The organism is Streptomyces sp. NPDC059994, from assembly GCF_042737755.1.
In the GTDB taxonomy this organism is placed as follows: Bacteria; Actinomycetota; Actinomycetes; order Streptomycetales; family Streptomycetaceae; genus Streptomyces.
Map to the genome: position 1 here is coordinate 18,065 of NZ_JBHWUR010000083.1, position 11,422 is coordinate 29,486.

The following is an 11,422-nucleotide window of genomic DNA, read 5'->3' on the forward strand; positions in this document are numbered from 1 at the left end:
GCGCCACCCCCCCACTGCACAAACCCCCCCCGACGGCCCCCCCCCCAATTGGGGGGGTGGGGGGGGCCGGCCGGGCCCGGCCCGGCCCCCCCCCACGTCCTGCCCGTACGGAAGGGGCCTCACACTTCCAGCATGTCCTCCACCCGCCGCAGTTGATGGCGGGCCATCGCCAGGTTCGCCCGGCTCTTGTCGAGGGCCAGGTAGAGGAACAACCCGGTGTGGCCGCGGCTCTTCAGGAGACGGATCAGGTGGTACTGGCTGCCGAGGGTGATGAGGATGTCCTCGATCTCGTCCTTGAGACCCAGCATTTCCATGGTCCGCACCTTGGCGCGGACCACGTCGGTGTTTCCGGCGGCGGCCACCGACAGGTCCAGTTCCTTGCCGCCGCCCAGAGTGCCGAGGGCCATACCGCTGCTGTAGTCGACGAGTGCCACGCCGATCGTGCCCTCGATGGAGGTCATCGCTTCCTTGAGCGCGGTTTCGGTGTTGCCCATGGGGTTCGCACTTCCTTTCCGGTGGGTGCTGCTTGTCGTGTTCCGGGGCCGAGCGGCCCGGGGTCCGGCGCTGGTCATGAGGTCTCCAGCCGTTCGAGCGCGCCGTCGACCAGTTCGCCGATCCGGACTCCGGCCCGGCGGGCTTCCAGATGCAGACGGCCGACGTTGGTGCGCGGCAGGGCGAGCAGGGTGAGTACCGCGGCGGAGCCCGCCGCGTAGGTGGCGGCGTAGCCGTCCTCGCCTTGGACGAGAAGCTCGCGGAAGTCGCCGCGGCCCGTGGTGTGCGTGAGCCGCTGCGCGACGCCGAGGGCGGCTGCGGTCAGCGCGGCGACGGACTCGGCGTCGTCGATGGCGTCCTGGGCGAGGACGAGGCCGTCGACGCTGGCGGTCAGGGCGCCGGTGACCTGCGGCAGGCGTGTTCGCAGTCGGCGCAGTTCAGCGAGGATCTCCGCCTCGGCCGTCATCAGCTGTCTCCTTTCGGCGCGCTGGCGCAGGGCGCGGATCACGGCATGGCCTCCAGGGCGTCCCGCAGTCTGCGGAGCAGGGCTTCGTCCGAGGGATGGGCCGCCTCCGCGGACGCGCGCGCGAGCCAGCCGGGTACGGTCTCCCGCGGGGCGGGCGCGAGGGGTGTCTCGACCGCGCCGACCGCCGCGAGCCTGCGCACGTCGACCATGGTGTGAAAGGCGGGACGGCCCAGCACACGAGCGATGGTGCCCGGAGTGCGGACGCCGTCCACGGCCGCGAGCAGGGCGCGCTGGCGGACGGTGATCGGCAGACCCGGACGGTCCGGTACCGCTACGACGGGCGCGGTATCGACCTCGGGGTGCGGCCAGATCCGGTCGAGCAACTCCCTGCGGCGCGTGGCCTCCCTGGCCAGCACGTGGGCGGCGACGGGTCGCACCGAGCCGATCCAGTGCACGGCCCCGTACCTGAACCGGGTGGGGCCCTTGCCGGGTGCGAGCGCGAAGAACGCGGCGTCGTGGAGCGCGCCGAGATGACACAACTCCAGCTCGCCACAGGCGACTTGGCCGCTCTCGACGAGGAAGCGCCCGACCGTGCCGCGCGCGCCCGCCTGGTTCACGGCCCGCTGCCAGCCCTCGGGGCGCACCCGGCCACTCGCCGTGAGGAGCACCTCCAGTCCGGGCGCGGCAGGGCTCTCGGCGTGGACCACCTGCCCGTCGACGAGATAGAGCGTGCCCGTGTCGCGCAGCAGTGCGCCGGTGGCCCGTTCGGCCACGAGCCGTACCAGCATGGGCGAGACGAGTACCGGGTCGCAGGCGTCGTCGGTGGGTGTCATCCGAGGACCAGCCGTTGTGCCAGGTCGCGCAGGCGCAGCCGGGCCATGGCGAGGTTGCCCTGCTCGCGGTCGAGCCACAGATAGAGAAAGAGGCTGCTGTCGAAGGTCGTCTCGACGAAACGCAGCAGGTGGTAGCCGCTGCGGGCGGTGACGAGCACGTCCTCGACCGGCAGGAGCCCCGCCGGATCCACCTCGTCCGCCACGAAGGCGGGATGCTCGGCCGCCGTCCGGGCGAACTCAGCGGCCTCCGCGGCCGTCGTCTCGTGGTCGCCGCAGGGTGAGTCGCCGATGGTTCCCAGCGCCAACCCGCTGGTCCAGTCGACCACCGCGGCGCCGCGCACGCCGGGCAACCCCATGCTTTCCAGCAGACACTCATCGATTCCAAGCACGCGCGACTGCCTCCCTGGGGCCGCCATGGACCGGCTCCGCGCGTGGTGCTCGAACGCGGCTGAGGTGACGAGAGGTTACGCAGCGTGTCGCCCACTAGGGGAAGTTCTGGCATTTTCCAGCGGAACATGCGCGGGGTTGACTAAGGTGCGCGCGGCGATCGGGGGTCGGCCCGGCACGATGGCACTTGTCGCTGTACCTCACGTGCTGCGGCGTGATCGAATAGGGGATGACATCGTTCTGGAGCGGCAGACGGATACGCCTGCGCGGTATCGAACCTGACGACTGGTCGGCGTTCATGCGCTTCGCCGTGGACGAGGAGCGGCTGGGCGACCTGCTGAACCCGCCCCGGTCCGCCGAGAGTTTCCGTAACTGGGCGAATGAACAGGCCGCTGCCAAGTCCGACGGTGACTGCTTCGGGTTGGTGATCGAGGCCGTCGACACGGGAGAAACAGTCGGTGCTGTCGGGTCACACCAGGCTGACGCGCGTGCGGGTTGGTTCGAGTACGGCGTCACGGTCGGCGCCGATCATCGCGGCAAAGGCTATGCGGCGGAAGCTGTGGTGATGCTCCTGCGATTCATGTTCGCTGAGCGGCGCTATCACAAGTGCGAAGCGCGGATCTTCGCCCATAACGAGGCGTCGCTGGCGTTGCACCGGCGGCTCGGTTTCGTCGAGGAGGCTCGCCTCCGCGATCACGTGTTCTTCGCCGGCCGGCACCACGATCTCGTCATGATGGGCATGCTCGCCGAAGAGTTCGCCCAGCTGCACTCGATGAGCGAGCCCGGTTGCTCCGCAGCAGGTCCCGAGGGTCAGCCGCCCCGCCCGTGCGCCATGAAGCGCCTGCCTGCCCCGTCCCGATCCGGACCATCAGCAGAGGGCCGGCCCATAGCCCCGTGACGATGCATGGCGGGCGCAGCTCTTGGGCAAGGTCCTGAGCGCGACCTGGCGTCGGCTTGCCAGGATCGGCTGGCGGCGCTGGGCCGCCACAACGTTTGGGGTGGGCATGTCCAACCGGCACGTCGGTACGGTGAAGTGGTTCAACGATGAGAAGGGGTTCGGCTTCATCACTCCGCAAGGGGGTGGCGACGACCTCTTCGTACACTTCAAGGCCATCGAGTCCGATGGTTTCAAGTCCTTGAAGGAGGGCCAGACCGTTTCGTTTGTCGCTGAGCGCGGACAGAAGGGCATGCAGGCGGCGCAGGTCCGCCCGGAGTAAGCGGCTTGCAGACCGAGCGCCGCGGCCGGCGGATCTCGCCGACTGTGGCGCTCAGCCACAGCCATGGCCCCTGTCCGCTGCCACCCGAGGGTATGTCCTACGACCGGGTCAGTTGGCGGCCCGCCTTGTCACGTCACGTTGCCCTGCATACCTGCGGCGCGCTCTCCTTGAGATTGAGCAGCCGGTAGTAGTTCTCCCCCAGGGCGATGTCACGGAAGGCACGGTCGTCCAACGCCTTGCTGATGCGGCTGGTGACTTCGAGTTCTTGCGCGTGGACGTGGTGATCCTTGTCGCGCGAGGCCACGAAGTCGGTGCCGGGAATGGCCTGGTCGGATACCGGTCGAAGAAAGTGGCGTACTTCTGCCGTACTCCCGGCTTGCTGAAGTAGTTGTCTTCCAGGACTCGCCAGCTGAGGTCCAGCGTAAGTTAGGGGTACTTGCCCAGCAGCCTCTTCATCATCCCGATGTGACGGTCGGGATCCATGGCGGTGAGCTCCTTGGACAGGCCCATGTGTGCCCACACGATCTTGTTCTCGGGATACAGGCGAAGGGTCTGCTCCATCAGATGGAGATACTTCGTCTGCTCCGCGTTGTTCCCGAGGTCCGAGTGGATGGTGAGGGGGATCCCGCGGTCCCGCAGCACCTTCATGAAGGGCGCCCAGTTCTTGATGTTCTCGCTGGTCGCGGCCGTGTGGTGGTTGGGGAACAGCGCCTGTTTGGCCAGGTTCACCTCTCCCGCCCATCGGAACACTCCCGGAAACTCCTTGTCGTAGAGGGCGATGCCGGACGGGATCGTCTCCAGGTGGTTCAGATCCATAAAGGTCATGGAAACGGCGAGTTCGGGGTCCTTGGGCTTTGTCTCCACATAATTCTCGGCGTTCGCGAAGTCGTTCTTCATGCTCGGCACCACGGGAGTGCCGGGGCAGTCCAGGTAGTAGGTGCAGGGGGAGTTCACCGGCAGCATCTGCCCGATGCCGTACATGCTCGCGTGCCGGACACCGCTCTTGCGCAGATACCCGGTGAGTTCCTCGAACCCGATCGCCGGCCCGCCGAACGGGCGGAAGTGCAGATGGCTGTCGACCTGAGAGGTGTAGGGCTCTCTCACTCGGTCGAAACATCCCGCTTCTGGGGCACACGGCGGCCAATCGGGTGCGGCCGCACGGGCCTTGGGAATGTGCCCGGGGAATAGGCTCGCAGCCTTGCCGCGAGGGCCGCAGGGGCGGCGCGAAATTGTTCGACACGTCACCCGTACGCCAGTGCGCCGCTCTGGCCGCCCGAGCGACCAGAGAGACATGATGGAGGACTTCCAAGGCCTCACGGGCCGGGGTGGGGAGTTTCCGGCAGGGGTTCCGTGCAGGACCGGATAGGGAATCAGTCCGCCATGAAAAATCCATAAGGAGCTGACTGTGTCAAATGCTGTGAGGGCTGTGCTTGAAGGCGGGCCGAAGGGTCTGCCGGACCGCATCGTCACGGTCACCCCGCCAGGCGACCAGATGAAGGTGCCGTTCATGGGCGGCTACGAACACTTCGAGGCCACGCAGCGGCTGCAGGACACCGCGGAGGGACCGCTGCGGGTCTACCAATGGACGTACCGCACTGCGATTGCCGAGTAGCCCGCGGACCCGGTCCCCGTACAGCCGGTGTCGGACTGCCAACGTCGAGGCCCTCGGGTCGGCGCGGGGCAAAGTAAATGAGAACGCAACGGATTCACTGAGGGATGACCCGATATCAGCCACCTCCGCGCTCTGCGGGCACGCCCGGGAATCCATCTCCGCCAAGATCTGCTGGCTGATACGTCACCCGAGGCGCAAGTCGCGCTGGCGGTTGTGGAGTACCGCCTGACAGAGTGCGCGACAGGCCGTCGTGCCTGAAGTCACCGAGAGAGAAGAAGGAGGAGGGTACGCCATGAACGCAGCCCGCCTATTAGGTTCCATCGGTATCGCCACCATGTCCGTGGCCGGTCTCAGCCTCAGCGCTGCGACTCCTGCCGCCCCTGCGACCGCAACGCCGCACGTGACATGCCTGATCGGCCGAGGTGGTTCCTTCACTACGGTCGGCATCCACTGCAACCGACAACTTCCCTCGGACAAGGCCGGCACGGTCACCCTGCTGGATCGCTACACGCTCGAAACCTGGCGGTGCCTGAACGACCCGCCGGTCTACTTCTTCGTCAGCCCCGCCAGCAACCTCGCCCGTGAGCTGGGGGTCGAAGAGGGACACACCTACGTCGGCAACTACTGCACGCAGCTGCGCTAGACGTCGCCCTGGTCCTCGTCGCGTCGGCCCGAGGCCCCGAGCGCACCCCCGCCCACAGCCGGGTAGCCGCCCCGGCTCGGCATCGGCATACCCCCCCCACGATCAGCCCCGGCCCCCGGCTGCGCGTCGCTGGAACTCGGCGGGTGCCTGGGTACGGGCTCTTGAGGGCCCGGATGAAGGGGCTGCTGTCCGCGACGTCTTTCGCCGCCTGGGCCAGGTCGGAGCTCAGTTGGGGCTCGGTGCCGTCCGCGGGCAGCGCTGGTGGTCAGCCTCGGCGCCGTCTACTGCACCAGCCGATCTACTGCACCAGCCGACCGGCGCTCCCGCACCCGCGCGGCACGCAAGGCTCCACCGGTGGGGTCGGCCCCGCCGTCACCGTCTCCGTACGCCGGGGAGCCCGTGCCCGCCAACGCCCTTACACCGGGCGGGGCGCGTAGCCGTGCCGCGACCGCCCGACCAGCACGGAACAAGGTGGAGATCCATGCCCAACACGCTCAACCCGCAGGTCCGACCCGCCACTTCCCGCACCGCCCGCCGCGTGCGCGCCGCCCTGCCGGCGGTCCCGCTGGCCGTCTTCGGCGTCCTCGGCGCCGCCACACCCGGCCAGGCCGCCGCGCCCGATCACGCCGGCCCCATAGGCGCTTCGCTGACCTGCCGGGGCAGCGGCGTCGATCCCGCCGCCAAGATCCGGTACCGGACCGCGACCGTCATCCACGCGCCCCTGCACACCATCTGGAACCTGCAGACCGACGTGGAGCGCTGGCCGTCGTGGCAACCTCCCGTGACCAGCGTGAAGCGCCTGGACGCCGGTCCGCTGCGGAGCGGATCGCGGTTCCGGTGGACCACCCCGGTGCCCGCCACCACCACGACGCCCGCCACCACCCTGACCATCACCTCGACCGTCCGGCAGCTCACGCACGGCACGTGCGTCCGCTGGACCGGACCCGCGATCGGCAAGGGCCTGCGCATCGACAAGGGTGTTCACGTCTGGACGTTTACCAAGGTCCGGGGCGGTGTCCTCGTACGGACCGAGGAGACCTGGACGGGTGCCCAGGTCGAAGCGGACGTGCCCACGTCCGTCAAGTACCTCGGAGGAGGTCTTGAGGAGTGGCTGAAGGAGTTGACGGCCACGGCCGAGGCCCGTTCCCGCCACCGCGCGGGGAAGGGCTGACACACCCCCCATCGGGCCGGTACCGACGCCGTCCGGCTCCAGCCGGTCAGGCGTCCAGAGGCCGCCAGGCCGGGCCGTCCCCGTCCTGCCGGACGTGTCCGAACACCACGTCGGCGAAGTGGACGCCGAAGCCGATCGTGCCGGGCTCCGCCAGCTCGGCGACGAGGCGGCGGCGGTGGTCGGCTGTCAGGGCGGGGTCGTGGTCGAAGCCCGAGGACCAGTCGGGGTGGTCGACCTGGATCGGCGAGTGCATGGCGTCACCGAAGGCGATCAGACGCCGTCCGCCCCCGGTGATGACGTACTCGGCGTGCCCCACGGTGTGGCCGGGGGTGATCCGTACGCGTACACCGGGGAAGATCTCCTGCCCGTCCGTGATCGTCCGTACGCGCGGTGCGAGGGCCGCGACCTGCTCGGTCATGCCCTGGGCCTCCAGGAGGTCGCGCCGGTCCCACTCCGGCTCGGAGATCAGGTAGTCGGCGTGGGCGAACACGGGCCGGTCACCGCCGGGGGCGGGGTGGCAGGCCCAGCCGAGGTGGTCGGCGTGGAGGTGGGTGAAGGCCACCGCTTCGATGTCCTCGGGGCGGCGGCCGAGTTCGGCCAGGCTGCCCGGGAGCGCACCTCCGTGGATCATGGCGAGGGGGCCGTCCGGAGCCTCCAGCGTCTGCGGGCCGACGCCCGCGTCTATCAGCAGCGCGCGGTCGCCGTGCTCGACCAGCAGAGCGCCGACGCTCCCCACGAGGTGGCCCGCGGCGTCCAGGTACTCCGGATGTGCGGCCCACACCTCGTCGGTGGTGTCTTCGAGCAGGTGCAGCGGCCGGAGCCGTACATCGCCGTCCGGTATGTACGTCACCTTCGTGTCGCCCAGCCGTATCGAGCGGATGCCCGCCGGTCGGCGCAGTCGTACATCCTGATCCACCGTCAAGTCGGCCATGGGTTCTCTCCCGTGAGTCATCACCAGATCGCCGTTCGCGTCTCCTGCGGCGGCGATGCAACCATAAGCATCAAGTTCAAATCATTCAAGCTGTAAATATTTTGTCTTGATGGATTTGCTAGAGTGGTGGCATGACAACGTCTCCCGAGCGCCAGGCCATCGCCGAGCGACAGCTGTGCGGCCTGGTGAACGGACTGGCTCAGCGGATCGCCGAGCATGTACGGGAGCGCGCCGCCACCCTGGGCCTCACCGCGTCCCAGGCGACCGCGCTGCGGGAGATGAGCGGGCCGATGACCATGCGGGAGCTCGCCGAACGCATGAGCTGTGAGCCCTCCAACACCACCTTCGTCGTCGACAAGCTGGAGAAGCAGAGCCTGGTCGAGCGTCACCCGCACCCCACGGACCGCCGCGCCAAGCACCTCGTCCTCACCGCCGAAGGCACCGCACTGCGCGGACGTCTCCTCGAACTCCTCGCTGCGGACTCCCCGCTGTCCGGCCTCACTCCCGAGGAGCAGCGCGTCCTGCACGGCCTGCTGGAGCAGGCCATCACTTCTGCGTGATTCGGTCGGGCCGGGCAGCGGGACAGCAGGAGCCCATGGTTGTCCCGCACTCCGGCGGCGGTTACGCGATCACCGCGATGTACTCGGTGCCCGATGGGCTCGCTGAGGTTTGCCCTCAGGTCTGGTCGGCGGGCTGCGGGGAGAGTGGCCGCTCGAAGAAGGTTTCGAGCACCACCGTGGCCTGGGTTCCGCTGACACCGTCGATGGCGTAGATCCGGCGGAGTACGTCTTGGAGTTGCTCGGTGGTCGCGGTCCTGACCTTCACCAGTACTGAGGCGGTGCCGGCGATGACGTGCGCCTCCAGGACTTCGGGGAGCGCGGCGAAGTCGTTCGCCGAATCACCCATCCAAGAGGTCGAGTCGACCAGGACGTAGGCCAGGACGGTGCTGCCCACCGCGGCCGGGTCCACCTCGATGGTGGTGCGCCGGATGACGCCGCGTTCCCGCAGCTTGCGCACGCGCTCATGAGCGGCACCGGCGGACAGGCCCACGGCCTGGGCCAGCGTGGCGTAGGGCTGGGTGGCGTCCTGCTGGAGCTGCGCCAGCAGGGCACGATCGATGTGATCCACAACTCTCCATTCGGAATGTCCTTGTGGGGACCATACTTCATCCTGCAACCTGCGCAGTAGGCCGAATCAACTTCGGCAGATGATGTCTGTAGGAGGGGAAGGCACCATGACCAGCGAGCGCCCTGGACTGTACGAGATGCTCGACGACCGGTTCCGCACCGGACGCTGCATGAACGGAGACGACGCGCTGGAGGTCCTGTACACCGGATGCCGCTGGGCCGAGGGGCCGATCTACCTGCCCGCCTGGCGACAGGTGATCTGGAGCGACATCCCCAACGACCGGATGCTGCGCTGGGACGAGGAGACCGGTGCCGTCAGCGTCTTCCGCCGCTCCGCCGGGCACACCAACGGCAACACCCTCGACCGCGAGGGCCGGTTGATCACCTGCGAGCAGGGCAACCGCCGCGTGACACGCACCGAACACAACGGCACCGTCACCGTGCTGGCGGACCGTTGGCAGGGCAAGCGCCTGAACAGCCCGAACGACGCGGCCGTCAAGTCCGATGGTTCGATCTGGTTCTCCGACCCGGACTTCGGCATCACCAGCGACTACGAGGGTTATCGCGCGCAGAGCGAGATCGGGGCCAACAACCTCTACCGCATCGATCCTGCCACCGGCGAAGTGCGGCTGGTCGCCGACTGCTTCGAAGCGCCCAACGGGCTGGTCTTCTCGAACGACGAGCGGCAGCTGTTCGTCTCCGACACCCGCGCAGGCCGCATCCGGGTCTTCGACGTACGCGATGACGGCACGCTGTCCGACGGCAAGGTCTTCGCCGAGGCGCAGGGCCGGAAGGACGCTCGTTTCGACAACCTCCGCTTCGACGACGGCGGCCGGCTCTGGGCCGCCGCGATGAATGACGGGGTGCACTGCTACGACCCCGACGGCACCCTCATCGGGCGGCTCAACGTCCCCGAGGCGGTCGCCAACATCTCCTGGGGCGGCGCCAAGCGCAACCGCCTCTTCATCACCGCGGAGACCAGCCTCTACTCGTTGGTCATGGGCGTTTCCGGTACCCACCCGACGGGACCGGGCCGCCGTCCGTGGCTGGACGCGAAGTCCCGCTGACCGGGGGAGCCCTCGGCTGTCGCTGATGCCGTGCATCGGCGACAGCCAGAGGCGCGTGCCCTGTCCCGCAGACCCGATCGCCGCTCGACTGCCGAGTCGAGGGCGGGCTACTTGCTGATGGCGAAGCGCATCAGGGCGTGCTCGTCGCCCTGCTTTATCTTCCCCGTCACGTTGATCACTTCGAGCTTCCAGGAGCCGCCGGACCGTACGGCCTTGGCCACGGCGCAGCCGTTGTCCTGCGTGAGCAGACTGGGCCAGATGTCGGCGACCTGCTGGGAGCTGCCACCGGTCGAGTCGTAGACCTTGAAGCTGATGTTGCGGGCCTTCTGGAAAGAGCTGCCCTTCTTGAACGCGGCCGCGACGAACACGACCGACGTGATCTGGGCCGGGATACGCGCGAACTCGACCGTGACGGTCTCGTCGTCGCCGTCCCCGCGCCCGGTCTGGTTGTCACCGCTGTGCACCAAGGAGCCGTTGCCCATGGGGTCCAGCGAGTCAAGACCCGCAAGGCGCACCGGGTCCCCGCCCTGCATCGCGACGGCGATCAGGTCGAGATCGGTGCCGCTCTTGCGGCGGAGCAGACCAACGACCCCACCGCTGCTGCCGGCCGTGGGGTCCCAGGACACACCGATGGACAGATGGGTCACTCCGTCCAGGTCCGCCGGGCCGGATTCCTTCGTAAGCGTGATCATGCGTGGCTCATCCTCGTGGTCGTGGTCTTGATCTCGGTAAGGGACTACAACACACAAAGTGTGCCTAACGCCTTGGCGGTTCCACATGGTGGGTCCGGATGAGCGCACCAGGGCTATGTGGGCAACGCCAGGAGCGCGTCGGGCGATGTCGTTCTCGATCCGGGAACGCAGGCCCGGCCAGGCCGGCTCGATGGCGGCCTGCAACAAGTGCTGGAGTTCGGTGGCCGCGCGCTCCGCCACCGCCTTCTCGCGTTGTTCGAGGGCCTTCAGCAGGGGCCGCGGCGCGGCGCCCCCGGACAGCCGGGTCTCGGCTCTGCCCTGGAGCATGAGGGCGATCGCGCGGCTCAGGCGTTCGGATCTGACCTGGCCATCTCGTGCAATTCGTCTTGCAGGTCGGGCTCGTAGACGTCGGGCCGCGGAATGAGGAAGTCGGGTACTGGCGGCCGGGCCGGTCACAGCGCAAGACGCGTCGGCGAACACGGGCGGCGGGGGCTGCCGCCGGCTCCACCGCCCAGGTCGCGGACTACGGCTGCGGTAGCTGGGGCACCTCGAACCACCAGACGTTCAACACCAGGGGGCATCGGCACGCAGGACGGCACCTATGTCGTGCAAGCCGGCTACTGGGTCGCCAGCAACGGCTATGTCACCGGGGCTCAGAGCGCGCGGGTCACGGTGTACGGCTGGACACCACTGACAAACCCACCGGTGCTGGTCGCGGGGGGGGCCCCCCGACCCGCACATTTGGTAAATATGGGGGGGTGCGGGGTTGCGGGGGCGGGGTGGG

The 11,422-nt window shown here is 68.5% G+C and carries 16 protein-coding genes; 7 read left to right on the plus strand and 9 right to left on the minus strand.

Going from position 1 to position 11,422, the window contains the following annotated elements; all coding sequences use genetic code 11:
- Positions 1 to 119: 119 nt before the first annotated feature.
- The 4 genes from ACFWA7_RS29935 to ACFWA7_RS29950 form a co-directional block, all read right to left on the minus strand.
- Positions 120 to 494, minus strand: coding sequence for a hypothetical protein (locus ACFWA7_RS29935; RefSeq protein ID WP_385534692.1), 375 nt, complete (start codon positions 492 to 494; stop codon positions 120 to 122).
- 74 nt (positions 495 to 568) lie between these two features.
- Entirely contained in the window at positions 569 to 958 is a 390-nt protein-coding gene (locus ACFWA7_RS29940) for a roadblock/LC7 domain-containing protein (protein WP_385534690.1), read from the minus strand.
- 38 nt (positions 959 to 996) lie between these two features.
- Positions 997 to 1,791, minus strand: coding sequence for a transcriptional regulator (locus ACFWA7_RS29945; protein ID WP_385826199.1), 795 nt, complete (start codon positions 1,789 to 1,791; stop codon positions 997 to 999).
- Positions 1,788 to 2,180 (minus strand): hypothetical protein, encoded by a 393-nt coding sequence (locus ACFWA7_RS29950; RefSeq protein ID WP_385534686.1) that lies wholly within the window; start codon positions 2,178 to 2,180, stop codon positions 1,788 to 1,790. Before ACFWA7_RS29950 ends, ACFWA7_RS29945 begins: the two co-directional genes overlap by 4 nt.
- Positions 2,181 to 2,407: 227 nt before the next feature.
- Here ACFWA7_RS29950 and ACFWA7_RS29955 point away from each other — a divergent pair, with 227 nt between their 5' ends.
- Together ACFWA7_RS29955 and ACFWA7_RS29960 are read left to right on the plus strand one after the other, a co-directional pair.
- A complete protein-coding gene (locus ACFWA7_RS29955; protein ID WP_385826201.1) occupies positions 2,408 to 3,076 on the plus strand; it encodes a GNAT family N-acetyltransferase in 669 nt (222 codons plus the stop codon).
- A 106-nt stretch (positions 3,077 to 3,182) separates the two neighbouring features.
- Positions 3,183 to 3,395 carry a cold-shock protein gene (locus ACFWA7_RS29960; RefSeq protein ID WP_385826219.1) on the plus strand — a complete coding sequence of 71 codons (213 nt, stop codon included), beginning with the start codon at positions 3,183 to 3,185 and terminating at the stop codon, positions 3,393 to 3,395.
- A gap of 133 nt (positions 3,396 to 3,528) precedes the next feature.
- On the opposite strand, the gene ACFWA7_RS29965 is transcribed toward ACFWA7_RS29960, so the two are convergent.
- Together ACFWA7_RS29965 and ACFWA7_RS29970 are read right to left on the minus strand one after the other, a co-directional pair.
- Positions 3,529 to 3,699, minus strand: a complete 171-nt coding sequence (locus ACFWA7_RS29965) for a hypothetical protein (protein WP_385826203.1) — start codon at positions 3,697 to 3,699, stop codon at positions 3,529 to 3,531.
- Between the two features lie 122 nt (positions 3,700 to 3,821).
- A complete protein-coding gene (locus ACFWA7_RS29970) occupies positions 3,822 to 4,499 on the minus strand; it encodes an amidohydrolase family protein (protein WP_385826205.1) in 678 nt (225 codons plus the stop codon).
- 301 nt (positions 4,500 to 4,800) lie between these two features.
- Between ACFWA7_RS29970 and ACFWA7_RS29975 the strand changes: the two genes are divergently transcribed.
- The 3 genes from ACFWA7_RS29975 (at position 4,801) to ACFWA7_RS29985 (ending at position 6,821) form a co-directional block, all read left to right on the plus strand.
- Positions 4,801 to 5,007, plus strand: coding sequence for a DUF5988 family protein (locus ACFWA7_RS29975; protein ID WP_385534680.1), 207 nt, complete (start codon positions 4,801 to 4,803; stop codon positions 5,005 to 5,007).
- 292 nt (positions 5,008 to 5,299) lie between these two features.
- Positions 5,300 to 5,650: a hypothetical protein gene (locus ACFWA7_RS29980; protein WP_385534678.1), complete on the plus strand. Its 351-nt coding sequence runs from the start codon at positions 5,300 to 5,302 to the stop codon at positions 5,648 to 5,650.
- Between the two features lie 481 nt (positions 5,651 to 6,131).
- A complete protein-coding gene (locus ACFWA7_RS29985; RefSeq protein ID WP_385826207.1) occupies positions 6,132 to 6,821 on the plus strand; it encodes an SRPBCC family protein in 690 nt (229 codons plus the stop codon).
- A gap of 46 nt (positions 6,822 to 6,867) precedes the next feature.
- Here the strand turns inward: ACFWA7_RS29985 and ACFWA7_RS29990 are convergent, their stop codons facing one another.
- A complete protein-coding gene (locus ACFWA7_RS29990; RefSeq protein ID WP_385534674.1) occupies positions 6,868 to 7,752 on the minus strand; it encodes an MBL fold metallo-hydrolase in 885 nt (294 codons plus the stop codon).
- Between the two features lie 131 nt (positions 7,753 to 7,883).
- On the opposite strand from ACFWA7_RS29990, the gene ACFWA7_RS29995 reads away from it, so the two are divergent.
- Complete coding sequence (locus ACFWA7_RS29995) at positions 7,884 to 8,312, plus strand: MarR family winged helix-turn-helix transcriptional regulator (protein ID WP_385826209.1); 429 nt, start codon at positions 7,884 to 7,886, stop codon at positions 8,310 to 8,312.
- A 115-nt stretch (positions 8,313 to 8,427) separates the two neighbouring features.
- Here the strand turns inward: ACFWA7_RS29995 and ACFWA7_RS30000 are convergent, their stop codons facing one another.
- Positions 8,428 to 8,880: an Lrp/AsnC family transcriptional regulator gene (locus ACFWA7_RS30000; protein ID WP_385534670.1), complete on the minus strand. Its 453-nt coding sequence runs from the start codon at positions 8,878 to 8,880 to the stop codon at positions 8,428 to 8,430.
- Positions 8,881 to 8,986: 106 nt separating this feature from the next.
- Here ACFWA7_RS30000 and ACFWA7_RS30005 point away from each other — a divergent pair, with 106 nt between their 5' ends.
- Positions 8,987 to 9,946: an SMP-30/gluconolactonase/LRE family protein gene (locus ACFWA7_RS30005; RefSeq protein WP_385826211.1), complete on the plus strand. Its 960-nt coding sequence runs from the start codon at positions 8,987 to 8,989 to the stop codon at positions 9,944 to 9,946.
- 107 nt (positions 9,947 to 10,053) lie between these two features.
- Here ACFWA7_RS30005 and ACFWA7_RS30010 read toward each other — a convergent pair whose 3' ends face one another.
- On the minus strand, positions 10,054 to 10,638 hold the full coding sequence (locus ACFWA7_RS30010; RefSeq protein WP_385534666.1) for a TerD family protein: 585 nt from the start codon (positions 10,636 to 10,638) through the stop codon (positions 10,054 to 10,056).
- Positions 10,639 to 11,422: the final 784 nt, after the last annotated feature.

Excerpts from the sequence above, each read along its gene's own strand:
- ACFWA7_RS29935 (WP_385534692.1), bottom strand. The coding sequence starts at position 494 with ATGGGCAACACCGAAACCGCGCTCAAGGAAGCGATGACCTCCATCGAG.
- ACFWA7_RS29940 (WP_385534690.1), bottom strand. The coding sequence starts at position 958 with ATGACGGCCGAGGCGGAGATCCTCGCTGAACTGCGCCGACTGCGAACA.
- ACFWA7_RS29945 (WP_385826199.1), bottom strand. The coding sequence starts at position 1,791 with ATGACACCCACCGACGACGCCTGCGACCCGGTACTCGTCTCGCCCATG.
- ACFWA7_RS29955 (WP_385826201.1), top strand. The coding sequence starts at position 2,408 with ATGACATCGTTCTGGAGCGGCAGACGGATACGCCTGCGCGGTATCGAA.
- ACFWA7_RS29960 (WP_385826219.1), top strand. The coding sequence starts at position 3,183 with ATGTCCAACCGGCACGTCGGTACGGTGAAGTGGTTCAACGATGAGAAG.
- ACFWA7_RS29980 (WP_385534678.1), top strand. The coding sequence starts at position 5,300 with ATGAACGCAGCCCGCCTATTAGGTTCCATCGGTATCGCCACCATGTCC.
- ACFWA7_RS29985 (WP_385826207.1), top strand. The coding sequence starts at position 6,132 with ATGCCCAACACGCTCAACCCGCAGGTCCGACCCGCCACTTCCCGCACC.
- ACFWA7_RS29990 (WP_385534674.1), bottom strand. The coding sequence starts at position 7,752 with ATGGCCGACTTGACGGTGGATCAGGATGTACGACTGCGCCGACCGGCG.
- ACFWA7_RS29995 (WP_385826209.1), top strand. The coding sequence starts at position 7,884 with ATGACAACGTCTCCCGAGCGCCAGGCCATCGCCGAGCGACAGCTGTGC.
- ACFWA7_RS30005 (WP_385826211.1), top strand. The coding sequence starts at position 8,987 with ATGACCAGCGAGCGCCCTGGACTGTACGAGATGCTCGACGACCGGTTC.
- ACFWA7_RS30010 (WP_385534666.1), bottom strand. The coding sequence starts at position 10,638 with ATGATCACGCTTACGAAGGAATCCGGCCCGGCGGACCTGGACGGAGTG.